Here is a 26141-nt window from a genome sequence, read left to right on the forward strand (position 1 = left end):
GTCAGTACCCCACCACTGCTGATTCGATTTCGACAGTCGCCACCTGCTCGGCATCCGAAAGATCGATCGTGAAGGCGAGGTAGGTGTCGGCGTTGTCGACGTCCCATCGCGATCCCAGCCGCAGCTCCGCCGTTTCGCCAGCTACTGGTTCCGGAATCTCGAAGGCGAGGTAGCCGCGCGTCGGTGCGGCGACAAAAATGCGGGCGTCTTCCATGCTGTTGCGCACGCGATCTGACGGTCGATACTCGTTACCGTCGATGTTGAGGGTGGCGTGCTTGATCGAGCCCTCAGTTTCGTCGGTGAGGGATTGCGCGGTGACGCCGATGACGACCCAGATCGCGCCGTCGCTTTGCGGGAAGATATCGGAACCTTCGGTCACCTCGTCGGCAAGGGTCACATCGGTGACGGTGACAGTCACGCTGCGGTCGGCGATTTCTTCACCGATGACGCCCGTGATGGCGAAGCCATCGCGCCACGCCACTTCTTGCGGGGTCACAAGGGAGATCAGCCACGCGCCGGCGAGCAGGGCGAACGCAACGCCCCAGGCAATCAGGCCCTTCACTGTGCACCGTTTTCATCGGTGATGGCGAACTCGCCAATCGCAACGGTCTCGAGTGTCTCGTAGTAGCCGTCGGATGTGTCGCGCAAGAACTTGTTGGGTGTGTATTGGCTGGGCGCGAACACGATGGTGAGGGTATCGCGATCGGTCAGCGGCTCGGTCGCGAGAACCATGATGTCGTACGTTTGCGTGAGGTTCGGGCCGAGCTGAACCGACGCGTCGCCATCTGCTGTGCGCACCGAGGGGTAGTCGAGTTCAATACCTTCGTCGATCGCGATGGCGTTCACCCCGTAGGTGGGGTTTTTCAATGTTCCGGCCGTGAAGAGTTCGGTCACCGGGTAGGTAGTGTCAAACGTGTTCGTCACGGTGACCCGCAACGTCAAGAACTCGCCGCCGTCTTCGTTGGCGTCGCCGTAAAAGTCGGTCGCGCTGAGTCGCACGCTGTCGATCGTGACGTCAGCGATGCCGAGGTGAAGCACTTCGCCGGCCTCGGCCGTAGCGTAGGTCTTACCGCCATCTTTGAGGCCACCGAACAGCGCGATCACGCCGATGGCGACGGCCGCTGCGAGCGCGAGATACATCAGGGTCGGCACGCGATCGAAGGCTACGCGCACCCGCGACCGCGGTGGCGGCTGTGGCTGCGGAGCCGGTGCTTCGGTGAGTGTCACAACGCACAGCATATGACGCGTTGGGGTGGGGCGAATATTCGTACATCGGTCTAGCGGTGGCTCCGGTACGGCCGGAGCCTCTCTGCCGCTCACCCAAGCACGCTCATGGGGTCGATGAGGGCTCCGTTCTGTTCGAGAGTGACGTGTACGTGGCACCCAAATGCGCGGCCGGTGTCACCTTCAAGCGCGATCAGCTGGCCGGAGGTAACAACATCACCGGAGTTCACGAGAATGCCGTTGTTCTGGATGTGCGCGTAGCCGGTGACGAGGCCATCGCCGTGATCGATCCGCACCTGATTGCCGTAGCCGCCGGCATCCCCGGCGCTGGCAATGGTTCCGGACCGTGCCGCATAAATCGGTGCCCCACACCCGGCCGCGAAATCGACGCCCTCGTGCATCGTGGAGGCGCACCCCGACGCGTCGCACTGCGCCTCGCGCTCCCCATAAGGCGACGTGATCTCACCGTCGCTCGGGCGCACCCAACCAGCGGCATTCATACCGAGGCTGCCCGCAGGAGCACCCGCCCGCGCAGCGGCGGCGATCGGGAACCCGGCGAACGTGTCGTTCACGCTCACGCGCACCGTGGTTTCGTCTACCGTGCACTCGGCAAGCACAGCACCATGCGCCGCAGCGATTCGGGCGGCGTTGTCGCACGGCACCCCGGGTGCGAAGCCCAGTGCAGAGTCGGCCGCCGCGAGCGCTGCCGCATCGGCGGCCGCGCTCAACCGTTGTGCTGTTACCGCCGCTCCCCCGGCTGTCACGACACCCAACGCCATCGTGCTGACGACGGCCATGGTTCCGACGCTCATGATGACGCTCACTAGTGACCTCCGGCGAGTGCACAAGCGCGGGCACTGAGGGTGAGCGGAACCACGACGGTCGCCGCTGCTGACGCAGTGACGCACACGGCACTGCCGTCGAACGCGATGTTCATGGCGGCACCGGGTACGGCTGTGGCGATCGTAGACTCCGCACGCGCAATGTCGTCATCACGTGCGATGAGGCGGGCCGCGTCGGCGGCGGCATCCTGCAGCAGGATTTGCTTGCCCTGCGCAGAGATCAGGGCCGACATCACCAGAATCGCCACCATGATGGCGGGGAGCGCGATCGCGAATTCAGCGGTCGCACTCCCCCGTTCTGTTACCGCGAGCGCACGCACGCGCGGCCACCATCTCATGTCACGGGTAGCGATGGTTACGGCACGGTCAGTGCGCGTTCGACGAGGTCGGTGAGAATCTGCTTCACCTCTTCTGAGCGCATGATGACGACCAGAAGCCCAGCGAGCGCGACCGCACCAAGCGTAGCGATCGCATACTCTGCGGTGGCCGCGCCGGTCTCGTCGTGCGCAATGAATCGCGCCCGGGCGTGCAGGGCACTCGTTCGATCTCTGATCCCCCGGCGCGTGGTCGGGGCGGGGCCCGTCGAATCGTGCGACGGCGCTGTGATGTCTGTCATGACATTCCTTTCTGTCGTGGGCACGGTTATGGGTGGGCACGGTCATAGCGGCACCTCGGTGCTCGTGATCACGCTGAGCATCATCGGCGCAACGCCCAGGAGGAAGAAGGCTGGCAGCGTGCACGCCCCGAGCGGAAGCAGTAGCCGCGTGGCCAGGCGCGTGGCGCGGAGTCGGCCAGCGGTGCGTGCTCGCGCGACGATCGCAGCCGCGCTCGCCCGCAACAGGTCGGCCGCCGGCACTCCGGCGATTGCCGACAACCGCAAGATGTGCGCGGTGTCGTCGTCGCCGTCGGCATCGCCGAGATCAACATCGTCAACTAATTGCTGTGCTCGTGTGGGCGACGCGCCTCCCGCGAGCGCAATCGAGAGAAGTTCTGCGCGGAGGCCCGGAACCATGGTGCTGGGTGCCGCGGCGGCCACGATGCGTCGGGTCCACCAGCGGGCAATCAGGATCAAACTCACCCCGAGCACGAGACACGCAACGCCGATTGGATTGGTCACGAGGATGGCCGCAGAGTTGAATCCCAGGGCGACTCCCATGAGCACCGACAGTGCGGGCAACCACATCATGAGTCGCGCGGTGGATGCGGGCTCGGCCAGGGCGATACGCACGTCGTCGGCGGCTTCGCGGGCATCGTTTGCGACGGCGACAATCGAGCGCAGTGCGGGCGAAACCGGAGCTCCGACTGCCTTCGCTATACGCCACGCGCTCGCGACCCATTGCCACGAGCCGGCCTCTGTCTCGACGGCATCGGCCACGGCAATGCCATCGCGGATGCGCCCATTAATACGTCGCGCGAGTGCGCCCATCGGGTCGTCGTCGTCACAGGCTTCCGCAATGTAGGAGAAGACGCGCTCCGGAATGGCGCCGGATTCCAGCAGCACGGCGATGCGCAGGGTCGTGGCGGCAACGTCGGCGGTGTCGTTAGGCCGCATAGTCACCACGCCTTCGCGTCATCATGTCTCGCGGCCCACTCGGTGCCGCCACGGTCGCTTCGGCCTGAACCACTGGTTCCGTTCGCCGAACGACAAGATGGCCGTCTTCCACCGCGAATGAACCGATGGCTTCGATGCGCCGGACTCCGGCGGATGATCGCGTGAGGTGCACCACGAAATCCATGGCGCTCACCACCTGTCGAGCAAGCGCGCCGGCGTCGAGGCCAGCGAGTGCGCCCAACGCTTCGAGTCGCGCTGCCACATCACCCATGCTGTTGGCGTGAATGGTTCCGGCGCCGCCATCGTGGCCGGTGTTCAATGCGCTGAGCAGCTCACGCACTTCGGCGCCACGGCACTCGCCGATAACGAGCCGATCGGGTCTCATGCGCAACGCTTCACGCACCAATTGTGCGAGCGACACCGCGCCGGCGCCCTCGACTGTGGCTTGTCGAGATTCCAAGGCGACGTGATGCGGATGCTTCAGGTGAAGCTCCGCCACATCTTCGATCGTGAGAATGCGCTCCGACGCCGGAGCCTCACTCAACAACGCCGACAGAAGTGTGGTTTTACCGCTGCCGCCCGCACCCGAGATCAAGAAGTTTGCGCGCCGCTCGACGGCGTCGCGCAGCCAGGCACCTTCATCTAGTGTGAACATGGCGGCCGCAGCCAGCTCCGCGAGATTCTGCCCAGCCATGCGTGCCACGCGAATCGAAATCGTGGTTCCGTCAACCGCAATCGGCGCGAGCACTGCGTGCACCCGCACACCGCCCTCCAGCCGCACGTCAACGCACGGGTGCGCGTCGTCGATGTGGCGATCGCCCGCGGCCATGAGCGCCACGGCGAGGTCACGAACTTCCCGCTCGGAGGCACCCCATGACTCGTCTTTTTCACTCCCCCGGCCTCGGTCCACGAACAGCCCGCGGGCACCATTAATAAAGAGATCGGTGACATCGGGGTCGTCGAGGTAACGCGACAGCGGTTGCAGGACGCGGGCACGCGGCGGAGCGGGAGCAGCCACATGCTCGGCGCGAATGACGAATGCTTCAACCATGCCGTCGAGGCTAGGCAGCGCCTCCTCAGTGCGACGGCAATTTGTCGAGGTTGTGCACGCTTCGCCTGGATGCCACACCTGTGGAGGAAACGGAGTTGGCGGCGCTCCAACCGGGGGAAGTGGAGCGCCGCCGCAGCAATGACCGGGGTTTGGGGGAACCAGGGGTCATTGCGATGCCGGAATCAGATCGTTCGGCTCTTCGACTATACGTCCATCGCCCCTCTTCGTCTGTGACCTGACGTCACACGACGGGCCCATCTGACTAGCACGTTGCGCACTCGTTCGCGCCGAATAGCGGCCGTCACAAACGCCGACTCTCGACTTTCGGCAGTAGTCGCCACTCGGCGGCGTCGATAAATTCACCACATGCCGCGAGGAAGCGGCGTTCGTCATTTTCGCAAAGGAGCGCACGCGAATGAGCAGTCAGATCGATCACCTGTTGAACGAAACCCGCAAGTTTGCACCATCCCCAGAGTTCGCCGACAACGCGATCGCGAACCAGGAGCTGTACGCAGAGGCCAGGGCCGACCGGGAAGCGTTCTGGGCCGATCAGGCTCGCGAGCTGCTGACCTGGAGCACCCCGTTCACGCAGACGCTGGACTGGACGAACCCGCCGTTCGCAAAGTGGTTTGCCGACGGCAAGCTCAACGTCGCGTACAACTGCCTCGACCGCCACGTTGAAGCCGGCAACGGCGACCGCGTCGCGCTGCTGTTCGAGGGCGAGCCGGGTGACACCCGCGAAGTTACCTACGCGCAGCTCACCGACGAAGTCAAGCGCCTCGCCAACGTTCTCACCGACCTCGGCGTCGGCCAGGGCGACCGCGTTGCGATCTACCTCCCGATGATTCCCGAGGCGATCGCCTCGATGCTCGCCGTGGCACGTCTCGGCGCCATCCACTCGGTTGTCTTCGGTGGTTTCTCCGCCGACAGCCTTCGTTCGCGCATCGATGACGCCGGAGCAAAGGTCGTCATCACCGCAGACGGCGGCTACCGCAAGGGCCGCGTTTCACCGCTGAAGCCCGCCGTCGACCAGGCTCTGGCCGACCGTGGCAACGGTGAGCAGGCGACCGTCGAGAAGGTTCTCGTCGTCAACCGTTGCGGCAACGAGGTGCAGTGGACCGAGGGCCGTGACCTCTGGTGGAACGACCTGGTTCCGTCTGCCTCCAACGAGCACGTTGCTGAAGGCTTCCACTCCGAGAACCCGCTGTTCATCCTGTACACGTCCGGAACCACGGGAAACCCCAAGGGCATCCTCCACACGTCGGGTGGTTACCTGACGCAGGCAGCGTTCACGAACCGCACGGTGCACGACCTCCACCCCGAGACCGACGTCTACTGGTGCACCGCCGACATCGGCTGGATCACCGGCCACACCTACGTCACTTACGGCCCGCTGGCCAACGGTGCGACCCAGGTGCTCTACGAAGGCACGCCCGACAGCCCGCACCCGGGTCGCTGGTGGGAGCTCGTCGCAAAGTATGGCGTCACCATTCTCTACACGGCACCGACCGCTATTCGCTCGTTCATGAAGATGGGCCGTCAGGTTCCGGAACAGTTCGACCTGTCGTCGCTGCGTCTACTCGGCTCTGTTGGTGAGCCCATCAACCCCGAGGCGTGGATGTGGTACCGCCACGTCATCGGCGGCGACACCGCCCCCATCGTTGACACGTGGTGGCAGACCGAAACCGGCGCGATCATGATTTCGGCGTTGCCCGGCATCACCGAGACGAAGCCGGGTGCTGCTCAAGTCGCGCTACCCGGCATCTCGATCGATGTCGTCGATGAAAAGGGCAACGACGTCGGTGACGGCAACGGTGGCCTGCTGGTCATCACGGAACCATGGCCCAGCATGCTGCGCGGCATTTGGGGCGACCCGGATCGCTTCGTTGAGACGTACTGGAAGATGTTCCAAGACAAGGGTTACTACTTCGCTGGCGACGGCGCACGCCTCGACGATGACGGCGACATTTGGCTGCTCGGCCGCGTTGACGACGTCATGAACGTGTCTGGTCACCGCTTGTCGACCGCTGAGATCGAGTCGGCACTCGTCGGCAACGAAGCGGTCGCTGAGGCTGCCGTTGTTGGCGCTTCTGACGAAACGACCGGCCAGGCCGTGGTGGCCTTCGTCATCGTCAAGGAGAGCTACCTCAAGTTGCACCAGGCCGAGGGTCTCGCGCAGAACCTGCGTCTGTGGGTTGGCGAGCAGATCGGCCCGATTGCTCGTCCGCGCGACATCTACATCGTTGGAGAACTGCCCAAGACCCGCTCCGGCAAGATCATGCGTCGCCTGCTCCGCGACGTCGCAGAAGGTCGCGAGGTTGGCGACACCACGACGCTGGCCGACACCGCGGTGATGAGCACCATCTCCCGTCAGGTGAAGTAACAACGTAAGCAAGAGAGCCGCGGAACCATATGGTTCCGCGGCTCTTTTGTGTTGCGTTTAGTTCGTGGTGAAGATGACTTCAACCTCAACCGGTGCGTCGAGCGGAAGCACCGGAACACCAACGGCGGAGCGAGCATGGGTGCCCTTTTCGCCGAAGATTTCGCCGAGCACTTCACTCGCGCCGTTAATGACGCCGGGCTGGCCGGTGAATTCCGGAACGGAAGCCACGAAGCCGGTAACCTTCAGCACGCCCGTGACGTTGTCGACACCACCGGCAACCGCTGCGGCTGCGGCGAGCGCGTTCAGCGCGCTCTGACGGGCGTACAGCTTGGCGTCGGCAGCCGGCACCAGGCCATGACCGTCGCCAACCTTGCCGGTAGCGGGCAGTGTGCCCGCAACCATCGGGAGCTGGCCCGAGGTGTAGATAAGGTGACCGTCAGCGATGGCCGGAATGTACGCGGCAACGGGAGCGGCGACACCGGGCAGTTCGATACCCAGTTCAGCGAGGCGTGCAGAAATCGTCATGCTCACGCCTCAAACTGCTTGGCTGCGACGGCTGCCGATGCGAGGCCGGCGTTCTCGGGGCCCGCGCTCGAGACCGGACGCTTGAAGTAGGCCACGAGGCCGCCTTCGGCGTTCGTAACTACCTGCACAAGCTCCCAGCCCTGCTTGCCCCAGTTATTGAGGATCGCGGCGGTGTTGTGAATCAGTAGCGGCGTGGTGAAGTACTCCCAGGTCGTCATTGTTCTCCCGACTCTCATTCACCCGTGGGCGGATCCCCAGGGTTTTCAATTACGATCAAGCCTATGCCTGGAAAGAATCGCACGTTTAAAGGTGTGCTCGGAGGAGTCCTCGGATTCACCGCGTTGAGCGCCCTCGCCGGTCTTTTGTTGACCGCAACGATCACTCCCGCGATCGCCCTCACGAGCACGGCAGCGTCCAGCGTCATCACCGTGTTCAACAACATTCCGGGGTTCCTCGCGATCGACAAGCTCATGCTGCCGACCGAGATTTATGCCACGAACAAGCAGACCGGTCAGCCGCAGCTGATGGCAGAGTTCTGGGAGCAGAACCGCATTCCGGTGACCTATGACGAGGTATCGCCCTACATCGTTGACGCGCTCCTCTCGTCAGAAGACCCGCGCTACTTTGAACACGGCGGCATCGACATGATCGGTACCGTACGAGCGCTACTCTCCAACGCTTCCGGCGGTGAGACGCAGGGTGGTTCTTCGATCACGCAGCAGTACGTCAAGAACGTGCTCATTCAGCGCTGTGAGGCCGAAGAAGTCACGCAGGAGGCCAAGGACGCGTGCTGGCTTGAAGCAACCAACGCTGAAAAGGCCGAGGGCTACAAGCGCAAGGTTCAGGAGCTGCGTTACGCCATAGCCCTCGAACAGCGCTTCTCGAAGGAAGAAATTCTTCTCGGCTACCTCAACATCGCCAACTTTGGTGGCGTGACCTACGGCATTGAGGCCGCAGCGCAACGCTACTTTGGCGTTTCTGCCGCCAACGTGACGATCGATCAGGCAGCGATCCTCGCCGGGATGGTGCAGAACCCGAACTCGTTCCGTATCGACCGCCCTGAGTGGGAAAGCAACGGCGAGGCGACGAACTACGCGGAGACGAAAGAGCGTCGCGACTACGTGCTGTGGCGCCTGTACGACGACAAGAAGATCACCAAGGCTGACTACGACGCCGCGGTCGCCCTGCCGATCACGCCGAACATCCAGCCGCAGGTCACGGGCTGTGTCACTGCCTATGACGCTGAGTACTTCTGCCAAATGGTCAAGATCCAGATGCTCAATGACCCCGCCTTCGGCGCAACGCCCGAAGAGCGCCAGCTGACGCTCGACCGTGGGGGCCTGAAGATCTACACCACGATGGACTGGGATCTGCAGTGGAACAACATGCGCACCATGCAGTCCACCGCCCCCGCCACCGTTGATGGTATTGCCAGCTTCGGTTCTGCCATCGTGAACGTCGAAGTCGGAACCGGTCGCGTGCTGTCGATGGTGCAGAACACGAAGTTCAGTGAGGCCTCGGCCGATGCCGCAACCCCCGGCGTTACGAGCCTCGTTTACGGTGCCGACCAGCGATATGGCTACGGAACGGGTATCGGCTTCCCCGCGGGCTCAACGTTCAAGGTCTTCACGGTGCTCGAATGGCTCAAGGAGGGCCGCTCGATTCGCGAAGTATTGAACGGCAAGAACCGCAAGGCTTGGACCGTCGGGTGCGGCACCGACAAGTGGAAGTTCGACCCGCCCAAGATGGTGCAGAACTACGCTGGCGCTCCGGGCTACACGGGTGACGTGGTGCGCTTCACACGCGACTCCCTCAACTCCGGCTTCTTCGCGATGGCAGAGAAGCTCGACATGTGCAAGATCGCCCAGACTGCGATGGACCTCGGCGTCTACAACGGCAACTACTGGCTCGGCACCGCTACGACGACGGAAGCCAACGACCTCGTTCCCGCCGGCACGGAATACAACGTTTACTTCAAGAAAGACGGAACACCGAACTTCGTTCTTGACGACAACGGTGAGGTCGTACTGAACGATGAGGGCTACCCGGTCACCGAGCCCGGCGCGCTGACCCCCATCGATATGACAACCGGCCCGTTCTCGGTGCTCGGATCTCACAATGTGTCGCCGCTCGCGATGGCTAACGCGTACGCAACGATTGCTGCTGGCGGCACGTACTGCGAGCCGCGCTTTATTGAGCGCGTCACCGACGCCGACGGCACCGATCGTCCGGAGCTCGTACCGGCTGCCAAGTGCACCCCCGGTGTAATCAGTCCCGAGGTCGCGTCAACCGCAATCGTGCCGCTCAGCGCCGTTATGAACGACGGAAACGGTACGGGTCGCAGCGCTAACAACTGGGACGGCGTTCCGGTGTTCGGCAAGACGGGTACGCACGAAGAGTTCCAGACGTGGATGGTGCAGTCCAGCTCCAAGGTCGCAACAGCAGCCTGGGTAGGTAACGCTGAGGGCGACAGCGACATGACCGGCATCTGGCTCGACGCTGGCAAGCTCACCGACCTGCGCTACAAGCTCTCCCGCGAGTCGCAGGGCGTTGCTAACTCGCTCTTCGGCGGCGACGCCTTCCCGCAGCCCGACCCCAACCTCTCGCGTCAGGTCTACAAGGACCTGCCGAACGTTGTCGGCATGAGCGTCGCTGACGCCGAGAAGGCCCTCGAAGACGCTGGCTTTAGCGTTACCGTGGGCCCCGAGATTCCGGGTAGCCAGCCCAAGGGCATCGTCGAGCAGCAGGATCCGGGTGCCGGTTCCGTTGTCGCCGGCTCGACGGTCACGATCTCCCCGAGCGACGGCAAGGGCGGCACCGTTCCTGACGTCTCAGGTATGTCGGTGAAGGACGCGAAGTCAACTCTCATCAACGCTGGTTTCACGAGCATCCAGGAGTCGTGTGTCGAGAAGGACGACGCTCCCAAGGAGGGCGAAGTCACCGCGCAGTCCCCTGGTTCCGGAACCGTCGCAACAAAGCAGACACCGGTGTCGATCACGTACGAACGAGAAAAGTGCAAGTGAGTTCATCTCGAAACACCGCACGCCGTGTGGTTGCTGCGGCCGGCATCGCTGGTGCCGCCGCAGCGACCTGGGGCTTCGGTATCGAACGCCACCTGTACACCCTGCGACAGCACACGGTAGCGATTCTGCCGCCGCGCACCGATCCGATCCGCATTCTGCATCTGTCGGACGTGCACATGGCACCATGGCAGGGCCGCAAGCAGGCGTGGCTCGCCTCGCTCGCGTCGTTGCGCCCCGACCTCGTCATCAACACGGGTGACAACCTGGGCCACCAAGATGCCCTCCGCGGCATCAAGGCGGGCTTTGCGGGCCTCGCAGGTGTTCCGGGGCTCTACGTACACGGCTCGAACGACATCGTCGCGCCACGCCCCCGCAACTGGCTCAAGTACTTCGCGGGCCCGTCTGAGCCGGGCGAAGGCCCGGTCGAGACGCTCGACACCGGCGCACTCGATGAATACTTCACCGACGCACTCGGTTGGCACCCACTAAACAACGCGGCTGCCACGCTTGAAGTGCGCGGCCACCGCATCGGCGCGTTTGGCGTCGATGACCCGCACGTCGGTCGCGACCGCATGGACATGGTTCCGGAACTTGCGGCGAGCGTCGCCGACACCGAACTGAAGTTTGGTGTCGCCCACGCCCCGTACCGCCGCGTGCTGGACGGACTCATGGCGGGCGGCGCCGATGTGCTGTTCGCCGGCCACACACACGGCGGCCAGGTTCGCATGCCGGGCTTTGGCGCGCTCGTCGCCAACTGCGACATTCCGCTGCACCAGGCACGAGGCCTCTCCACATGGCACGACGACAGCCGCGCTATCCCTCTCAACGTCAGCGCAGGCGTCGGCCACTCGATCTACGCTCCGGTGCGCTTTGCGTGCCGTCCGGAAGCCTCACTCATCACCCTGGTTCCGCGTTCCGCCTAACAACGAAGGCTGCGGAACCACAAAGCTGCTGAGCAATTTGTTTTGCAGTTTTCGGCCGGTGCGGTTTGGTTTTCGCGGATGGTCGACCCACAAGTGGTCAAGAGCGGCGCAGAACATGGGCTAGACTAGAACAGTTGTCACGGGGTATGGCGCAGCTTGGTAGCGCGCTTCGTTCGGGACGAAGAGGCCGCAGGTTCAAATCCTGTTACCCCGACAATAGTGAAAGGGCCGGATCAAATGATCCGGCCCTTTTGCGTTCCTCGCTGTGCCTTTGGGCGGGCGCGCTCAAGTTCAGGCGGCTGGCTACAGCGTGACAATCGCCGAATAGAGCGCCGCACCCCGCTTCGACGGCAACCCCCCAGGTGCCGTCGATAAGATGGAGCGGTTCTGCCCCCCTGACCCGGAAGAGTTATGACGACACCGCTACTGGTCGCCTTCGACCTTGACGACACTCTCGCCCCTTCGAAGACCGCGATCGATGCCCGCATGGGTGCGTTGCTTTCGGCACTCAGCCAACACGTTGAGGTGGCCATTATTTCGGGTGGTCAGTGGGAGCAGTTCAACAGTCAGCTCGTCGCTAATCTCCCTGCCGCCACCGATGTGACACGCATCCACCTGCTTCCCACGTGCGGCACGCAGTACTGGCGCCACGATGGTTCCGCCTTCGCCCCTCTGTATGCCGAGAACCTCACCGAGGCTCAGAAAGCCGAGGCTCTGCGTATCGTCGAGACTGAGGCGCGTGCGCTCGGCCTGTGGGAGGCGGAACCATGGGGCAACATTCTCGAGGACCGCGGGTCACAGATCACGTTCTCAGCTCTCGGCCAGCAGGCTCCGCTTGACGCCAAGAAGGCCTGGGATCCGGATGGCTCGAAGAAGGCGCGCTTGCGCGATGCTGTCGCCGTGCACTTGCCGGAGCTCGAGGTTCGCTCCGGCGGTTCGACCTCGATCGACATCACCCGCAAGGGCATCGACAAGGCCTACGGCATGAACAAACTGGCCGCAGCCACCGGCATTTCGCTCGACGACATGCTGTTCTACGGCGACCGCCTCGACGAGGGCGGCAACGACCGCCCGGTGCTCGACATGGGCGTCGCGTGCGTGAGCGTTGAGGGCCCGGCAGACACCGCCGATCACCTCGATGTACTCATCCCCCAGCTCTCCTAGTTTGTGAAAAGACAACGGCGGCCAGATCACTCCTGGCCGCCGTTTGATTATTAACCGTTGTAACCCTGCGGGTTCTTGGTTTGCCACGTCCAGTAGTCGCGGCACGCGTCGTCAATCGTGAGCTGTGCCTTCCAGCCGAGCTCGCGCTCCGCCTTCGACGGGTCACAGTACGTCGCAGCGACGTCGCCTGGGCGGCGGCTCTTGATGTTGACGGGGAGTTCGCGGCCAATGGCGCGCTCAAACGCGGCCACGACGCCTTTCACGCTCACCGGCTCGCCGGTACCGAGGTTGTAGACCGAGTAGCCGGGCTGTGCCTGTTCGAGAGCAACCACGTGGCCGGCAGCAAGGTCAACAACGTGGATGTAGTCACGCAGGCCGGTGCCATCGGGGGTGTCGTAGTCGTCACCGAAAATACCGACCTCGGCGAGCGTGCCGATCGCGACGCGTGACACGAACGGCATGAGGTTGTTGGGGATGCCGGCGGGGTCTTCACCAATCAGGCCCGATGCGTGCGCACCAACCGGGTTGAAGTAGCGCAGCACGGTGACGGCGAGTTCGGGCGTGACAGCGGCGACGTCTTCGAGCACCTTCTCGTTCATGCGCTTGGACTTCGAGTACGGGTTCGACAGGTCCACGCTTGTCGTCGACTCCTCCGTAAACGGAAGATCCGCAGGGTCGGAGTAGACGGTTCCGGTGCTGGAGAATACGAACGATTTGAGGCCACGCTCCAGGCCGACGCGCAGTAGCGCAAACGTGCTGTCGAGGTTGTTGGAGTAGTACTTCAGCGGCAACTGCGTGGACTCGCCGACAGCCTTGTGCGCTGCAAGGTGGATGATCGAGTCAAACGGGCCGAACTCGTCAAAAACACGCGCGACGGTGGTGTCATCCTTCGCGTCGCCGACGACGAGCGGAGCTGGCTTGCCGGTGATCTCCGCGACGCGCTCGGCGGCGACAGCCGACGTTGCCGACAGGTCATCAAGGAGAACGACCTCGTGACCTGCGTCAAGCAGGGCAACGGCCGTGTGAGTGCCAATGTAGCCGGCGCCGCCGGCGAGAAGTACGCGCATACCGCTAGTTTAGTTGGCGAAACTTGGTCGCCTCGTCTTATTCCAGACCGTACTGCAACAGCACGCCACCAGATTCTTCGAGGTAGCACGCACCGCACAGCGATTCGTAAGTCACGAAGTGTTCTTCGCGCACCGCTGCTGTTGCCGCATCGATCGCGACCTGGTCGCCGTCGAAGATGAAGCGCCCGCCGATCACGCGACCGTTGAACACGGCTTTGCGGCCACAGCGGCAAATCGTCTTGAGCTCTTCGAGCGAGTGCGCAATTTCGAGCAGGCGCCGCGAGCCGGGGAAGGCCTGCGTGCGAAAGTCGGTGCGGATGCCGTAGGCCAACACCGGAATGTTGTCGAGCACGGCGATGCGAAACAGATCGTCAATCTGTGCGGGTGTGAGAAACTGCGCTTCGTCGACGAGGAGGCATGCGACGCGGTGTTCGCCCGGAACCAGAGCGTCAGCGGCATTCTGTGCGAGGCGGTCACGCTCGGCCGAAATGACGTCGCGCGCATTGTCGTCGGCGGCGAGCAGAATGTCGACTTCGCGCGTCATACCGAGGCGCGACTCCACCTGGCTGGCACCCTTGGTATCGATCGCCGGCTTCACCAAAAGCACGTGCTGGCCGCGCTCTTCATAGTTGTAGGCCGCCTGCAAAAGTGCAGTCGACTTCCCGGAGTTCATCGCGCCGTAGCGGAAGTACAGTTTGGCCACCAGACGAGTCTACAAAGGAGTCGGGCTGGGCTCCGCCGCGACCGGCCACGGCGGCCCGAAATAGCAACGAGCCCGCCCCTATTACCGGAGCGGGCTCGTCATAGCGTGAGTGCTTAGCGGTTGATGTTCAGTGCCTCAGCAGTAGCCGAAACAACCTTGTCGGCTTCGGCCGGCTTGTCGTTCAGCGTCTCACCGTACGTGGGGATGAGCTCCTTGAGGCGCGGCTCCCACTCGGCAGAGCGGTCGGGGAAGCACGTTTTCAGCAGGTCGAGCATGATCGACACGGCGGTCGATGCACCCGGCGATGCGCCGAGCAGGCCGGCGATCGAGCCATCGTGGTGTGCGATGACCTCGGTACCGAACTGCAGCTTGCCACCCTTCATCACCTGAGCACGCTGACCAGCGTTGAGAAGAACCCAGTCTTCATCCTTCGCGGTCGGCATGAACTCGCGCAGCGAGTCGACCTTGCCCTTGTGCGTCTTCATCAGTTCGCTGACGAGGTACTTGATGAGGTTGAAGTTCGTGAGACCAACCTTGATCATGCTGAAGACGTTGTGGAAGCGAACCTGCGTGATGAGGTCCATCATGTTGCCGTTCTTCAGGAACTTCGGCGTGAAGGTCGCGAACGGGCCAAACAGAATCGAGGTCTCACCGTCGACAACGCGGGTGTCGAGGTGCGGCACTGACATCGGCGGGGCACCAACGGCGGCCTGCGAGTAGACCTTGGCCTTGTGCTGCGCAACGATTGCCGGGTTCGAGGTCTTCAGCCACTGGCCACCGATCGGGAAGCAACCGTAGCCCTTGATCTCGGGGATACCCGAGCCCTGCAGAAGCTTGAGGGCCCAGCCACCGGCACCAACGAAGACGAACTTCGCGTTAATCGAACCGGGCGTACGGCCGAGCATGTCGCGGAAGTTCACCTTCCACGTGCCGTCTTTCTGACGCTTGAGCTTACGAACCTCACGGTTCGTGTAGAGCGTCGCGCCCTTGTCGGTCATGTTGTCGAACAGCTGGCGGGTGACGGAACCAAAGTCAACGTCCGTACCGGCAGGAACGCGGGTAGCGGCGAACGGCTCGCCAGCGACACGCTTCTGCATGAGCAGCGGTGCCCACTGGTTGATGACGCGGCTGTCTTCGCTGTACTCAATACCGGCAAACAGCGGCTCGTTCTTGAGCGCTTCGTAGCGGGTCTTGAGGTACTTGACGTCTTTCTCGCCGGTGACGAAAGTCATGTGAGGAGTCGGGTTGATGAACGTGTCGGGCGTGCTCAGCATGCCCTCTGCCATCAGCGTCGTCCAGAGCTGGCGGCTCTGTTGGAACTGCTCGTTGATCGAGATGGCCTTGGCCGCGTTGACGGAACCATCGGCTGCTGCCGGCATGTAGTTCAGTTCGCAGAGGGCGGCGTGACCGGTGCCCGCGTTGTTCCACGCGTTCGACGATTCTTGCGCCACGTCGGAGAGTCGTTCAAAGACGACGATCTTCCAGTCCGGCTGAAGCTCTGAGATAAGGGTGCCAAGGGTGGCACTCATCACTCCGCCACCAATAAGAACGACGTCTACAGTTTCACTCACCCGACTAGTTTAAGCCGTCCGTGCGCTCACCTTTGCCCGGGGGCGGGTTCAGGCAGGGGCCAATTGATGCGAACGGTAAGAACTCCCCTTCTTTCGACAGTGTTTCGTCGCGCCCTGAGCTGTTGCGGTTTACCTCTCGTTGTTGCATTCCACGTCGATTTGCGCCACGAACTGGTTAAACAATCGCGCCGAGCCCGAAGGCCCGACGCGATCGTCATGAGTATTGCGGCTTACGAAGCGAGGCGCTTCGCGACGACCTCGGCAATCTGCACTGCGTTGAGCGCGGCGCCCTTGCGGAGGTTGTCGTTCGAGATGAACAGAACGAGGCCCTTGTTTTCGGGGGCCGACTGGTCAGCGCGGATGCGGCCAACGTAGCTCGGGTCGTTGCCGGCGGCCTGGAGGGGCGTCGGAACCTCTTCGAGCGTCACACCGGGAGCGCCAGCGAGAATCTCGCGGGCACGGTCGGGCGTGATGTCGTCGGCGAACTCGGCGTGGATCGACAGCGAGTGGCCGGTGAACACCGGAACACGCACGCACGTGCCAGCAACACGGAGGTCGGGCAGGCCGAGAATCTTGCGGCTCTCGTTGCGGAGCTTCTTTTCTTCGTCGGTCTCATTGAGTCCGTCGTCGACGAGGCTGCCGGCGAGCGGAATGACGTCGAACGCGATGGGTGCGACGTACTTCTCCGGCTGAGGGAAGTCAACGGCGCTACCGTCGTGCACAAGGTCGAGCACATTCTCCTGCGCCAACACTCCCTCAACCTGGCCGAGGAGCTCCTGGGCTCCGGCGAGGCCCGAGCCACTCACAGCCTGGTACGTCGACACGATGAGGCGCTCGAGGCCAGCGGCTTCGTGGAGCGGCTTGATAACCGGCATAGCCGCCATCGTCGTGCAGTTGGGGTTTGCGATGATGCCCTTCGGCGGGTTGACCGTCTCCTCGGGGTTCACTTCGCTCACGACGAGCGGAACCTCCGGGTCCATGCGCCACGCGCTGGAGTTGTCAATGACAACAGCACCGGCTTCAGCGAAGCGCGGGGCGTGTGCGCGGGAGCCGGTGGCACCGGCCGAGAACAGCGCGATCTCAATGCCTGCTGGGTCGGCGGTCGCAACATCTTCAACGATGATCGACTGGCCACCAAATTCAATGGCCTTACCTGCGGAGCGGGCAGTCGAGAAAAGACGCAGCTCGCGAATTGGGAAGGCGCGCTCCTGGAGAATCTCACGCATCACGGTGCCGACCTGACCGGTCGCGCCGACGATGGCAACGGAGAATCCAGATTCTGAAATACGCGTCATGTCGAGTCCTTCGATGGGGGAAGTGGACGCGCCAGGGCCGACGCGTTGCCACGTTCGGCGATCATTGCCGTTGGCTGATCTTACAACCGCCACGTGACCGCCTCTCGCCGTGTGACGCCGAATGGCCGCCAGTCGGGCGAAAACGTACCCATTTCGCAGGCGAAACACATTCATGGGAATGGAACCAGTGGTTGTGTGGTTGCATCAATCATGAAGAAAATCGGCTTCCTCTCCTTCGGGCATTGGACTCCTCACCCCGAATCGCACACGCGCTCTGCGAGCGACATGCTGCACCAGGCGATTGACCTCGCCGTGGCGGCGGAAGAGATTGGCGCCGATGGCGCGTACTTCCGCGTTCACCACTTCGCCCGCCAACTAGGCTCGCCCTTCCCGATGCTCGCCGCCATTGGCGCGAAGACCTCGAAGATCGAGATCGGTACCGGCGTTATCGACATGCGCTACGAAAACCCGATGTACATGGCCGAGGATGCGGCGGCCGCCGACCTCATTTCTGATGGCCGCCTGCAGCTCGGCGTGAGCCGTGGGTCACCCGAGCAGGTCATCGACGGCTACAAGTATTTTGGCTACGACGCCCCTGAGGGTCAGACGATGGCTGACGTTGCGCGTGCGAATACCGAAACGTTCTTGCAGGTGATCGACGGCGCGAAGTTTGCTGAGCCGAACCCGCGCCCGATGTTCCCGAACCCGCCGGGGCTACTCGGTATTGAGCCGCAATCCCCCGGCCTCCGTGACCGTATTTGGTGGGGCGCCGCGTCTAACGCCACCGCCGTGTGGGCTGCCGAAGCGGGCATGCACCTGATGAGCTCGACGCTGAAGGCTGATGAGAGCGGCAAGCCGTTCCACGTGCAGCAGCGCGAGCAGATCGAGCTGTACCGCGACGCGTGGAAGGAGGCCGGACACCAGCGCGACGCACGCGTTTCGGTGAGCCGCTCCATCTTCGCCCTCACCACCGACGAGGACTACCGCTACTTCGCCTTCGACCGCGACACCGACGACCAGATCGGCACGATCGGCGGCGACCCCATCGGTCGCGCAATCTTCGGCCGCTCGTTCGCGGCAGAGCCCGAGGCACTCATCGAACAGTTGCGCGGCGACGAGGCCATCGAGGCCGCAGACACCCTGCTTTTGACGGTGCCGAACCAGCTCGGCGTGGCGTACAACACCCACGTCATCGAGTCGATTCTCAAGGACGTCGCCCCGGCCCTCGGCTGGCGCTAGCCTCGCAAACGCAACGAATGCGGGGTCGGAACCACGGGTTCCGACCCCGCATTGGTTTTGTGCGCGCGAGTGCGATCTTGCTCTTTAGCACGAGAAGTAGAGCGACCGCCGCCATCGCGCGAGATTAGACAGTCACGAGATTAACCGAAAGTGTTACGATGTAACACAGGAGGCTGACATGGCTACAACAACCGTAACTCTGCGTCTCGCGGAGTCTGAGAAACAAGTACTTGCTGATTATGCAAAGACCTTTGGTATGAGCATTTCTGAGTTCGTACGCAGTGCAGCACTCTCACGTATCGAAGACGAACTGGATCTGGTCGCGTGGGAAGACGCGAAGCGTGAGTTTGACGCTGACCCTAAGACGCTGACAGCCGACGAGGTCGCGGCGAAATACCTTTAAATGTGGCATCTCCTTTATTCTCAACGAGCCGACAAACAACTCAGCAAGCTCGATCCAGGCGTTCGCCGCATCATCGTTGCCTGGCTGAATAAGAATGTCGACTGCTGTGACGACCCACGCGCACAGGGTAAGGGCCTCACCGCCGGACTCTCAGGCAAATGGCGTTACCGCGTAGGCGATTACCGCGTGCTCTGTGAGATTCGCGATTCTGAACTCATCGTGCTTGCGATCGAGATCGGGCATCGACGCGATATCTACAAAAGACCCTGAACGCAATGCATTGCGGGGTCGGAACGACTGGTTCCGACCCCGCAATCATTTTGTGTGCAGCGCGCTACTCGTCGCGGTGGGCGCCGATGGACGGCGCGACGGTGAACAGGTTCGGGGCAGCGAAGCCGGCGTCGGCGAACGCGGTGAGAACCGCGGCCGATACGGCGTCGACGGCACTGGCCTCGATAAGCGCGATGCCCGCACCACCAAAGCCACCGCCGGTCATGCGGGCTCCGATGGCACCGGCCGCGAGCGCCGCATCGACGGCGGTGTCGAGCTCGGCGACCGAGATCTCGAAGTCATAGCGCATCGATGCGTGCGAGGCCACCAACAGGTCGCCGATCGCGCGTGCACCCTCGGCGCGCAGCACCTCGACGGTGTCGAGCACGCGCTGGTTCTCGGTGACGATGTGGCGAACGCGGCGGAACGTCACGTCGTCCATCAGTTCGGCCGCCCGATCAAGGTCGGCGACCGAAACATCGCGCAGCGCCGAGACACCCATGATGGCCGCGCCACGCTCGCACGCGTCGCGGCGATCGCGGTAACCGCCGGTCGCGTGTGCGTGCTTGACGTGCGTGTCGATGACCAGAATCGCGAGGTGCGCTTCGGCCATGCCGAGCGGCACCAGTTCGCTCTGCAGCGATCGGCAGTCCAAGAAAACCGCCGCGTCGGGCTCACCGAGCATCGATGCGGTTTGGTCCATGATGCCGGTCGGCGCGCCAACGGCCTCGTTCTCAGCCGTGCGCCCGATGCTCGCGAGTTCCTTCGCACTCAACCCCAGGCTCCACAGCTCGTTCAATGCCGATGCTGCGGCGCCTTCGATGGCCGCCGACGACGACAACCCGGCACCGACCGGAACCTCGGAGGCGATGGCAATGTCGACACCGGGTACGTCGATGGCGCGGTCGGCAAGCAACGCCCACGCGACGCCCAGCGGGTAGGCGGCCCACTCCGGAACGGCGGGAGCGGAACCAGCGGGCGTCGGAAAGAGGGTGTTCAGCTCGGCAAGAGCCACCTCGACGGGCTCATTGGTGAAGGTCGAGGCCACGCGAATGCGCGCGTCGTCGCGCAGGCCGACGGCGGCGACCGTGCGGTGCGAGATCGCGAACGGCAGCACGAAGCCCTCGTTGTAGTCGGTGTGTTCGCCGATGAGGTTGACGCGGCCGGGTGCCGACCAGAGGCCGACCGGCTCGTGTGCCGTCATGTCTGTGAACAGCGCCGAAGCGGCGTCGTGCGGGGTGAGGGCGGGTTGAGTCACGGTGTTGCCTTGCAGGTTCGGGTTCGGGAAGGTCACACGTGCGCGCGCTCGATGGCTTCGCGGATGCGCTGCGCACCCTGTTCGGGCGTCACTTCAGCTGCCCACGCCCACATTGCAGCTTCGGAGCCGGCCAAGAACTTCAGCTTGTCAGCCGCGCGGCGCGGGCTCGTCAGCTGCAGGTGCAAGCGCACACTGTCGCGGCCGACGTTGACAGGCGCCTGATGCCAGGCCGCGATGTACGGCGTCTGGGTGTCGTACATCGCGTCGACGCCGCGGAGCAGGCGCAAATACAGGGGCGCGAGTTCATCGCGTTCGGCCGTCGTGGTTTCCGCGAAGTCGGCGACGTGGCGGTTGGGCATGAGGTGAACCTCGAGCGGCCATCGCGCGGCGAAAGGCACGAATGCCGTCCAGTACTCCCCCGCAAAAACTATGCGCTCTGACGCGCGTTCGAAGTCAAGAATGCGCTGGAACAGGTCGGCACCCGTGCGCTCGATGCCCTCGAGGGTGCGCGCCGTGCGCGGTGTCACGTACGGGTACGCGTAGATCTGGCCATGCGGGTGCGGCAGTGTCACGCCGATCGCCTCACCGCGGTTTTCGAACGGGAAGACCTGCTGCACGCCGGGCAGTTTCGACAGCGCGGCGGCGCGATCCGCCCACGCTTCGATCACGGTGCGCGCACGTGTCACGGTCTGCGTGCCGAACGAACCGGAGTGCTCAGGGCTGAAGCACACGACTTCGCAGCGGCCGATGGCGTTGCGCGTGCGGCCGAGACCGAGCTCGGTGAGGTCATCGAGCCCGAGCGGCGGGTTTCCGGCTGCCGGGGCGATTCCGGTGGCTTCCAGCAGTGCAGGGCCAAACGCCGGGGACTTGTTCTCGAACACGGCAACGTCATAGAGCGACGGAACCTCGGAGGGGTTGGTAGGCGTCTGCGGTGCCAGCGGGTCTGCGTCAGCCCCCGGCATCATGACGCGGTTCTGGCGGTTCGCGGCGACCGTGATCCAGTCGCCAGTGAGCACGTCGAGGCGCATTGATGAGACCTCGGGGCGCGGGTCGAGCATGCGCGCGTCAACATTGCGGTCAGGGCCGAGCGTGGTGTCGGGGTCATCAAAATAGATGAGCTCCCGGCCGTCTGCCAGCGTGGTCGCACGGCGAACGATGCCACCGGGGAGAGTGCTTGTCTCCTGACGCGTGTTCACGTCAACATGGTTCCACATTCTGCGTGATAACGTCAACATGACCGGATGCACGGGGAAGGGACACCGGTGACTTCAGACATCAATTCGCCGTCGAGCACGACGGCGCCCACAGGGCGCGTCTCCATGGCCATGGTCGCCGCCCGCGCTGGCGTCTCGGGCCAGACCGTTTCGCGCGTCGTCAACGGTAGTCCGCGCGTCGATCCCGAAACCCGTGCGCGCATTGAGAGTGCCATGGCCGAGCTCGGCTACCGTCCGCACCGCGCGGCACGCGCCCTGCGCACCGGCCGGTCGCAGACGATTGGCCTCGTCCTCACAACGCTCACCACGTTCGGCAACTCCCGCATGCTGCAGGCGACCGCCGAGGCCGCGGCCGAACGCGGCTACGCTCTCGTGCTCGTCACGGCTGCGAACGGGGTGGACGCGGCGTTCGCGGCGCTCGCCGAGCAGGAGGTTGATGGCGCGATCGTGCTCAACGAAGCCTCCGCCCAGGTCGCGGCCGACGCACTCCCCCACGGCCTGCGGCTCGTCATGGTCGATGCCCCGCACACGGTGGGTCTCACTGTGGTTCACAGCGATCATGCCGGCGGCGCTTTTGCTGCCACGACCCACCTCCTCAAGCGCGGCTACGCATCGGTTCATCACCTCGCTGGCCCCGCCGATTCGTTTGCTGCCATCGAGCGCGAGCGGGGCTGGCGCAAGGCGCTGACTGCGGCAGACGTCGAGGTTCCGGAACCAGTGCGCGGCGACTGGAGCGCTGAATCTGGATATGAGTCGGGTACGGCCCTGAGTGCAGCTCCGGCCGTCTTCTGCGCGAACGACCAAATGGCGCTGGGGTTGTTGCGTGCTTTCGCCGAACAACGCCGTGGCGTGCCCGCCGACGTCGGTGTGATCGGCTTCGATGATGTTCCGGACGCCACCAACTACCAGCCGCCCCTCACCACGATTCGGCAAGATTTCGCTGCCCTCGCCCACCGCGCGGTCGACGCACTCATTGCCGACATCGAAGGCACAGAGGCCGCATCAGCCGAAGCTATCGTCGCGACAACGCTGATCGAGCGCGAGAGCACGCGCTGACATGACGCGCATCGTTCTTGCCCCCGATAGTTTCAAAGGCACCATCACGGCCGCCGATGCCGCGATTGCACTCGCTGCCGGCTGGGCATCCGTCGACCCAGATGCGGAGTTTGTGTACCGACCGATGGCGGATGGTGGCGAGGGAACCGTCGCTGCCTTTGCAGCCGCGGTTTCTGGTTCCGCTCTCCAGCCGATCACGGTGACCGGTCCTGCGGGCGGCCCTGTCGAGACTTCGTGGCTTCTCTTGCCGGACGGCACGGCGGTGATCGATCTCGCGTCAACGAGCGGAATTGAACTGCTTGACGAGCTGCTGCCGTGGGACGCGGACACGACCGGGCTCGGGCAGGCCATCGCTGCCGCACTTGATCATGGCGCGACGCAGATTGTGGTGGGCATCGGCTCGAGTGCGTCGACGGACTGCGGAACCGGCATGCTGTCGGCACTGGGAGCTCGCTTTCTTGATGTCGACGGCGCATCGGTTCGGCCCGGAGCGTGCGGTCTCGGTGACATTGCGACTGTCGACCTTTCTGGGCTCCGCACCGTGCCCGACGTTCGCGTGCTGACCGATGTGACGAATCCCCTCGTCGGGCCTCGAGGTGCGGCTGCTGTGTTCGGCCCGCAGAAGGGGCTGACCGGCGAGGAAATTCCGGCAGTCGACGCGGCGCTGGCACGATTCGCTGACCTGCTGGGGCTTGACGCTTCGCTACCCGGCACCGGCGCTGCCGGTGGCGTCGGGGGCGCGTTGCTGGCGTGGGGTGGCACCCTTACTCCGGGCGCGTCCGCCGTTGCTGAACTCATCGGGTTGCGCGAGGCGATCGCCGACGCCGATGTCGTGATCACCGGCGAGGGGTCGTACGACGGCCAATCGGGTGATGGCAAGGTTCCGTCCTTCATCGCGGCGCTCGCTCAGGCGCTCGGTGCCGTGCCGATGCTCGCCGCGGGGCGTATCACTGCCGACGCTAACACCACGATCTTCACAGAAGCCGTGTCACTCACCGCACTTGCTGGTTCCGCCGATCGTGCGCTTGGCGAGCCCGCCCACTGGCTCCACGAAGCTGGCCAGATGCTTGCCCGAGCGTTTCGGAGCTGAATGCGAGGAGGCGCGCCTCAAATCGTGAATGTCGACGGCAACCGATACTGTCGAAATCGTGTCAATAGTGCGTGATGAGCGGGTGCGCGCCGCAAGATCCCTTCCGAGTCGCCCCTCACCGAATCGCCGCTGGCGCCCACCCGTGCGACGCCGTCGCCAGCGCACACCGTGGTTTGTGAAGGCGCTGGTTGTTTTTGCCATCGCCGTGGCGGCGCTCATCGTCACCCGACTGTTGGTGCCGAGCGATTCGACTCCGCTTGCCGAGCCCACGCCGATGCCCAGCATCACCGCCCCTGGCGCACTCCCCACACCGCCTTCTGACACAATCGCCTCCGGTTCCGTCGCCGACCCGGCCGCCGCGATTGCCGCACTCGACGCGCTCGCACTGGCCGACGGCAACTCCGCGCCGGACTATGACCGCGACCTGTTTGGGCAACGGTGGGCCGATGTCGACCGCAACGGGTGCGACACCCGTAACGACATGTTGGCGCGCGACCTCGCGGATCCCTCGTTTAAACCAGGCACCCGTGACTGCAAGGTACTGACCGGCACGCTGACTGACCCATATTCCGGCGCATCGATTGAGTTCGTAAACGGGCCCGATACGTCACCCCGCGTGCAGATTGACCACATCGTGGCGCTGGCCTGGGCCTGGCGTCAGGGCGCACACGAGTGGTCACCCGAGCAACGTGAAACGTTCGCCAACGACCCGCGCAACCTACGAGCATCAGGCGAGGCAACGAACCAGGCCAAGAGCGATTCGGGTCCGTCACGCTGGCTACCGCCAGCACCCGAGTTGCAGTGCCGCTTCGTCATGGAGTGGGCCTCGGTCGTCGTTGACTACGACCTTTCCATTAACGCCGACGATCGGGATGCCGCTCAGCACGTGCTCCGCTCGTGCCCGGCCGCCTAACCAGGCCCGAGAACGACGAATGCCCCGCCAATCGGCGGGGCATTCGTGTTGAGTCTTAGCGACCGGTGCCGGCGTGAACGACAGCTTCGGTCTCGGCGTCGAGACCGTAGGCGGTGTGCACGGCCTTCGCGGCGGAGACGATGTCATCGGCGCGCAGCACGACCGAGATACGAATCTCCGACGTTGAGATCATCTCGATGTTGACGCCTGCGGTGCTCAGCGCTTCGAACAGCGTGGCCGAGACGCCGGAGTGCACGCGCATACCGGCGCCCACAACCGAGAGCTTGCCGATCTGGTCGTCGTGCACGAGACTCTCGAAGCCAACCTCAGCCTGGTCAGCGGCAAGCGCGCGCAGTGCGACAGCTGCGTCAGACTTCGGAACCGTGAACGAAATGTCGGTGCGGTTAGTGGCTGCCGCCGACACGTTCTGCACGATCATGTCAACGTTGGCACCCGACTTCGCGACGATCTTGAAGATCTCTGCGGCCTTACCCGGAACATCAGGTACACCGGTGACCGTAATCTTGGCCTGGCCGAGATCGGTGGCGACTCCGGCGACGATGGGCTCTTCCATGTCAGCTCCCTCGATGTAGTGGGGAGGCTTCTGCCCCTCCCCAAGAACGTATGTGCCTTCGTTCGACGAGAACGTCGAACGAGCGTGAATGAGAACACCGTGGCGACGAGCAAACTCGACGGCACGAATGTAAAGAACCTTGGCGCCGTTGGCGGCGAGCTCGAGCATTTCTTCGCTCGAGACGGTGGCGAGCTTGCGGGCGTTCGGAACCACGCGCGGGTCGGCGGTGAAAATACCGTCAACGTCGCTATAGATTTCGCAGACGTCTGCGTTGAGCGCGGCGGCAAGCGCAACGGCCGTCGTGTCAGAACCGCCACGGCCGAGCGTCGTGATGTCGCGGGTATCGCGGTTGAAACCCTGGAAGCCAGCGACGATGACGATGGCGCCCTCATCGAGCGCTTCGCGTACGCGCACCGGGGTGACGTCGACGATGCGGGCCGAACCATGGTGCGAGTCGGTGATCATTCCGGCTTGGCTGCCGGTGAAGGAGCGCGCTTCGAAGCCCATCGAGTGAATCGTCATGGCGAGCAACGCCATCGAGATGCGCTCACCGCTGGAGAGCAGCATGTCGAGTTCACGCGGTGCTGGGATGGGGGCCACTTCGTGCGCGAGCTCAAGGAGCTCATCGGTCGTGTCACCCATCGCGCTGACGGCAACGACCACATCGTGCCCGGCACGGCGGGTGTCGACAATGCGCTTAGCGACTCGCTTGATGCTCTCGGCATCCGCAACGGATGAGCCGCCGTACTTCTGCACGATCAACGCCACTATGACACTCCTGAGTTTGGTGAGCACTGTGCT

The 26141-nt window shown here is 63.8% G+C and carries 26 protein-coding genes and 1 tRNA gene; 11 read left to right on the forward strand and 16 right to left on the reverse strand.

Annotation, left to right across the window (positions count from 1 at the left end; genetic code table 11):
- Nucleotide 1: 1 nt before the first annotated feature.
- The 7 genes from ACQUSY_RS04750 to ACQUSY_RS04780 all read right to left on the reverse strand — a co-directional run bounded on the left by ACQUSY_RS04750 (nt 2) and on the right by ACQUSY_RS04780 (nt 4669).
- Nucleotides 2–562 carry a hypothetical protein gene (locus ACQUSY_RS04750; protein ID WP_428903365.1) on the reverse strand — a complete coding sequence of 187 codons (561 nt, stop codon included), beginning with the start codon at nt 560–562 and terminating at the stop codon, nt 2–4.
- The gene (locus tag ACQUSY_RS04755) at nt 559–1227 is read right to left on the reverse strand and encodes a hypothetical protein (RefSeq protein WP_428903366.1); all 669 of its coding nucleotides are present in this window, start codon (nt 1225–1227) and stop codon (nt 559–561) included. The genes ACQUSY_RS04750 and ACQUSY_RS04755 overlap by 4 nt, the downstream gene beginning before the upstream one ends.
- 89 nt (nt 1228–1316) lie before the next feature.
- Nucleotides 1317–2048: an Rv3654c family TadE-like protein gene (locus ACQUSY_RS04760; protein WP_428903367.1), complete on the reverse strand. Its 732-nt coding sequence runs from the start codon at nt 2046–2048 to the stop codon at nt 1317–1319.
- Nucleotides 2048–2404, reverse strand: coding sequence for a TadE family type IV pilus minor pilin (locus ACQUSY_RS04765; RefSeq protein ID WP_428903368.1), 357 nt, complete (start codon nt 2402–2404; stop codon nt 2048–2050). Before ACQUSY_RS04765 ends, ACQUSY_RS04760 begins: the two co-directional genes overlap by 1 nt.
- Before the next feature lie 17 nt (nt 2405–2421).
- Nucleotides 2422–2673, reverse strand: coding sequence for a DUF4244 domain-containing protein (locus ACQUSY_RS04770; RefSeq protein WP_428903461.1), 252 nt, complete (start codon nt 2671–2673; stop codon nt 2422–2424).
- A 51-nt stretch (nt 2674–2724) separates the two neighbouring features.
- The gene (locus ACQUSY_RS04775) at nt 2725–3618 is read right to left on the reverse strand and encodes a type II secretion system F family protein (RefSeq protein ID WP_428903369.1); all 894 of its coding nucleotides are present in this window, start codon (nt 3616–3618) and stop codon (nt 2725–2727) included.
- Nucleotides 3608–4669 carry a TadA family conjugal transfer-associated ATPase gene (locus tag ACQUSY_RS04780; protein ID WP_428903370.1) on the reverse strand — a complete coding sequence of 354 codons (1062 nt, stop codon included), beginning with the start codon at nt 4667–4669 and terminating at the stop codon, nt 3608–3610. The genes ACQUSY_RS04775 and ACQUSY_RS04780 overlap by 11 nt, the downstream gene beginning before the upstream one ends.
- 415 nt (nt 4670–5084) lie before the next feature.
- On the opposite strand from ACQUSY_RS04780, the gene acs reads away from it, so the two are divergent.
- Nucleotides 5085–7052 (forward strand): acetate--CoA ligase, encoded by a 1968-nt coding sequence (gene acs, locus ACQUSY_RS04785; RefSeq protein ID WP_428903371.1) that lies wholly within the window; start codon nt 5085–5087, stop codon nt 7050–7052.
- A 57-nt stretch (nt 7053–7109) separates the two neighbouring features.
- On the opposite strand, the gene ACQUSY_RS04790 is transcribed toward acs, so the two are convergent.
- Nucleotides 7110–7577 carry a RidA family protein gene (locus tag ACQUSY_RS04790; protein ID WP_428903372.1) on the reverse strand — a complete coding sequence of 156 codons (468 nt, stop codon included), beginning with the start codon at nt 7575–7577 and terminating at the stop codon, nt 7110–7112.
- Between the two features lie 2 nt (nt 7578–7579).
- Nucleotides 7580–7795 carry a Sp36 family protein gene (sp36, locus tag ACQUSY_RS04795; RefSeq protein WP_428903373.1) on the reverse strand — a complete coding sequence of 72 codons (216 nt, stop codon included), beginning with the start codon at nt 7793–7795 and terminating at the stop codon, nt 7580–7582.
- A 63-nt stretch (nt 7796–7858) separates the two neighbouring features.
- On the opposite strand from sp36, the gene ACQUSY_RS04800 reads away from it, so the two are divergent.
- The 4 genes from ACQUSY_RS04800 (at nt 7859) to ACQUSY_RS04815 (ending at nt 12687) form a co-directional block, all read left to right on the forward strand.
- On the forward strand, nt 7859–10600 hold the full coding sequence (locus tag ACQUSY_RS04800; protein ID WP_428903374.1) for a transglycosylase domain-containing protein: 2742 nt from the start codon (nt 7859–7861) through the stop codon (nt 10598–10600).
- Nucleotides 10597–11523, forward strand: coding sequence for a metallophosphoesterase (locus ACQUSY_RS04805; RefSeq protein ID WP_428903375.1), 927 nt, complete (start codon nt 10597–10599; stop codon nt 11521–11523). Before ACQUSY_RS04800 ends, ACQUSY_RS04805 begins: the two co-directional genes overlap by 4 nt.
- Before the next feature lie 140 nt (nt 11524–11663).
- Nucleotides 11664–11737: transfer RNA gene (locus tag ACQUSY_RS04810), tRNA-Pro, on the forward strand.
- Between the two features lie 197 nt (nt 11738–11934).
- Complete coding sequence (locus tag ACQUSY_RS04815) at nt 11935–12687, forward strand: HAD-IIB family hydrolase (RefSeq protein ID WP_428903376.1); 753 nt, start codon at nt 11935–11937, stop codon at nt 12685–12687.
- A gap of 50 nt (nt 12688–12737) precedes the next feature.
- Here the strand turns inward: ACQUSY_RS04815 and galE are convergent, their stop codons facing one another.
- From galE to ACQUSY_RS04835, 4 genes are all read right to left on the reverse strand, one after another.
- Nucleotides 12738–13754 carry a UDP-glucose 4-epimerase GalE gene (gene galE / locus ACQUSY_RS04820; RefSeq protein WP_428903377.1) on the reverse strand — a complete coding sequence of 339 codons (1017 nt, stop codon included), beginning with the start codon at nt 13752–13754 and terminating at the stop codon, nt 12738–12740.
- Between the two features lie 37 nt (nt 13755–13791).
- Nucleotides 13792–14457, reverse strand: a complete 666-nt coding sequence (locus ACQUSY_RS04825) for a thymidine kinase (RefSeq protein WP_428903378.1) — start codon at nt 14455–14457, stop codon at nt 13792–13794.
- Between the two features lie 113 nt (nt 14458–14570).
- Nucleotides 14571–16028 carry a malate dehydrogenase (quinone) gene (gene mqo / locus ACQUSY_RS04830; RefSeq protein ID WP_428903379.1) on the reverse strand — a complete coding sequence of 486 codons (1458 nt, stop codon included), beginning with the start codon at nt 16026–16028 and terminating at the stop codon, nt 14571–14573.
- 230 nt (nt 16029–16258) lie between these two features.
- Nucleotides 16259–17323: an aspartate-semialdehyde dehydrogenase gene (locus ACQUSY_RS04835; protein WP_428903380.1), complete on the reverse strand. Its 1065-nt coding sequence runs from the start codon at nt 17321–17323 to the stop codon at nt 16259–16261.
- Between the two features lie 210 nt (nt 17324–17533).
- Between ACQUSY_RS04835 and ACQUSY_RS04840 the strand changes: the two genes are divergently transcribed.
- From ACQUSY_RS04840 to ACQUSY_RS04850, 3 genes are all read left to right on the forward strand, one after another.
- Nucleotides 17534–18562 (forward strand): LLM class flavin-dependent oxidoreductase, encoded by a 1029-nt coding sequence (locus tag ACQUSY_RS04840; protein WP_428903381.1) that lies wholly within the window; start codon nt 17534–17536, stop codon nt 18560–18562.
- 178 nt (nt 18563–18740) lie between these two features.
- The gene (gene relB / locus ACQUSY_RS04845) at nt 18741–18965 is read left to right on the forward strand and encodes a type II toxin-antitoxin system RelB family antitoxin (protein WP_428903382.1); all 225 of its coding nucleotides are present in this window, start codon (nt 18741–18743) and stop codon (nt 18963–18965) included.
- Nucleotides 18966–19235 carry a type II toxin-antitoxin system RelE family toxin gene (locus ACQUSY_RS04850; protein WP_428903383.1) on the forward strand — a complete coding sequence of 90 codons (270 nt, stop codon included), beginning with the start codon at nt 18966–18968 and terminating at the stop codon, nt 19233–19235.
- Between the two features lie 64 nt (nt 19236–19299).
- Here ACQUSY_RS04850 and galK read toward each other — a convergent pair whose 3' ends face one another.
- Both galK and galT read right to left on the reverse strand, forming a co-directional pair.
- The gene (gene galK / locus ACQUSY_RS04855; protein WP_428903462.1) at nt 19300–20439 is read right to left on the reverse strand and encodes a galactokinase; all 1140 of its coding nucleotides are present in this window, start codon (nt 20437–20439) and stop codon (nt 19300–19302) included.
- A gap of 86 nt (nt 20440–20525) precedes the next feature.
- Nucleotides 20526–21689, reverse strand: coding sequence for a galactose-1-phosphate uridylyltransferase (gene galT, locus ACQUSY_RS04860; protein ID WP_428903384.1), 1164 nt, complete (start codon nt 21687–21689; stop codon nt 20526–20528).
- Nucleotides 21690–21812: 123 nt separating this feature from the next.
- On the opposite strand from galT, the gene ACQUSY_RS04865 reads away from it, so the two are divergent.
- Genes ACQUSY_RS04865 through ACQUSY_RS04875 form a run of 3 tightly spaced genes read left to right on the forward strand, consistent with a single transcriptional unit; the run spans nt 21813 to nt 24766 of the window.
- Nucleotides 21813–22763, forward strand: a complete 951-nt coding sequence (locus ACQUSY_RS04865; RefSeq protein ID WP_428903463.1) for a LacI family DNA-binding transcriptional regulator — start codon at nt 21813–21815, stop codon at nt 22761–22763.
- A gap of 1 nt (nt 22764) precedes the next feature.
- The gene (locus tag ACQUSY_RS04870; protein WP_428903385.1) at nt 22765–23853 is read left to right on the forward strand and encodes a glycerate kinase; all 1089 of its coding nucleotides are present in this window, start codon (nt 22765–22767) and stop codon (nt 23851–23853) included.
- Between the two features lie 28 nt (nt 23854–23881).
- Nucleotides 23882–24766, forward strand: coding sequence for an HNH endonuclease family protein (locus ACQUSY_RS04875; protein WP_428903386.1), 885 nt, complete (start codon nt 23882–23884; stop codon nt 24764–24766).
- 55 nt (nt 24767–24821) lie between these two features.
- Here ACQUSY_RS04875 and ACQUSY_RS04880 read toward each other — a convergent pair whose 3' ends face one another.
- The gene (locus tag ACQUSY_RS04880; RefSeq protein WP_428903387.1) at nt 24822–26108 is read right to left on the reverse strand and encodes an aspartate kinase; all 1287 of its coding nucleotides are present in this window, start codon (nt 26106–26108) and stop codon (nt 24822–24824) included.
- Nucleotides 26109–26141: the final 33 nt, after the last annotated feature.

The organism is Microbacterium daqui (genome assembly GCF_050408675.1).
Lineage (GTDB): Bacteria > Actinomycetota > Actinomycetes > Actinomycetales > Microbacteriaceae > Microbacterium.

What these genes read in the sequence shown, in the direction of transcription:
- ACQUSY_RS04765 (WP_428903368.1), bottom strand. Translation starts at nt 2,404, where the DNA reads ATGAGATGGTGGCCGCGCGTGCGTGCGCTCGCGGTAACAGAACGGGGG.
- ACQUSY_RS04775 (WP_428903369.1), bottom strand. Translation starts at nt 3,618, where the DNA reads ATGCGGCCTAACGACACCGCCGACGTTGCCGCCACGACCCTGCGCATC.
- ACQUSY_RS04780 (WP_428903370.1), bottom strand. Translation starts at nt 4,669, where the DNA reads ATGGTTGAAGCATTCGTCATTCGCGCCGAGCATGTGGCTGCTCCCGCT.
- acs (WP_428903371.1), top strand. Translation starts at nt 5,085, where the DNA reads ATGAGCAGTCAGATCGATCACCTGTTGAACGAAACCCGCAAGTTTGCA.
- ACQUSY_RS04790 (WP_428903372.1), bottom strand. Translation starts at nt 7,577, where the DNA reads ATGACGATTTCTGCACGCCTCGCTGAACTGGGTATCGAACTGCCCGGT.
- sp36 (WP_428903373.1), bottom strand. Translation starts at nt 7,795, where the DNA reads ATGACGACCTGGGAGTACTTCACCACGCCGCTACTGATTCACAACACC.
- ACQUSY_RS04800 (WP_428903374.1), top strand. Translation starts at nt 7,859, where the DNA reads ATGCCTGGAAAGAATCGCACGTTTAAAGGTGTGCTCGGAGGAGTCCTC.
- ACQUSY_RS04815 (WP_428903376.1), top strand. Translation starts at nt 11,935, where the DNA reads ATGACGACACCGCTACTGGTCGCCTTCGACCTTGACGACACTCTCGCC.
- galE (WP_428903377.1), bottom strand. Translation starts at nt 13,754, where the DNA reads ATGCGCGTACTTCTCGCCGGCGGCGCCGGCTACATTGGCACTCACACG.
- ACQUSY_RS04835 (WP_428903380.1), bottom strand. Translation starts at nt 17,323, where the DNA reads ATGACGCGTATTTCAGAATCTGGATTCTCCGTTGCCATCGTCGGCGCG.
- ACQUSY_RS04840 (WP_428903381.1), top strand. Translation starts at nt 17,534, where the DNA reads ATGAAGAAAATCGGCTTCCTCTCCTTCGGGCATTGGACTCCTCACCCC.
- relB (WP_428903382.1), top strand. Translation starts at nt 18,741, where the DNA reads ATGGCTACAACAACCGTAACTCTGCGTCTCGCGGAGTCTGAGAAACAA.
- ACQUSY_RS04850 (WP_428903383.1), top strand. Translation starts at nt 18,966, where the DNA reads ATGTGGCATCTCCTTTATTCTCAACGAGCCGACAAACAACTCAGCAAG.
- galK (WP_428903462.1), bottom strand. Translation starts at nt 20,439, where the DNA reads ATGACGGCACACGAGCCGGTCGGCCTCTGGTCGGCACCCGGCCGCGTC.
- ACQUSY_RS04865 (WP_428903463.1), top strand. Translation starts at nt 21,813, where the DNA reads ATGGCCATGGTCGCCGCCCGCGCTGGCGTCTCGGGCCAGACCGTTTCG.
- ACQUSY_RS04870 (WP_428903385.1), top strand. Translation starts at nt 22,765, where the DNA reads ATGACGCGCATCGTTCTTGCCCCCGATAGTTTCAAAGGCACCATCACG.
- ACQUSY_RS04875 (WP_428903386.1), top strand. Translation starts at nt 23,882, where the DNA reads ATGTCGACGGCAACCGATACTGTCGAAATCGTGTCAATAGTGCGTGAT.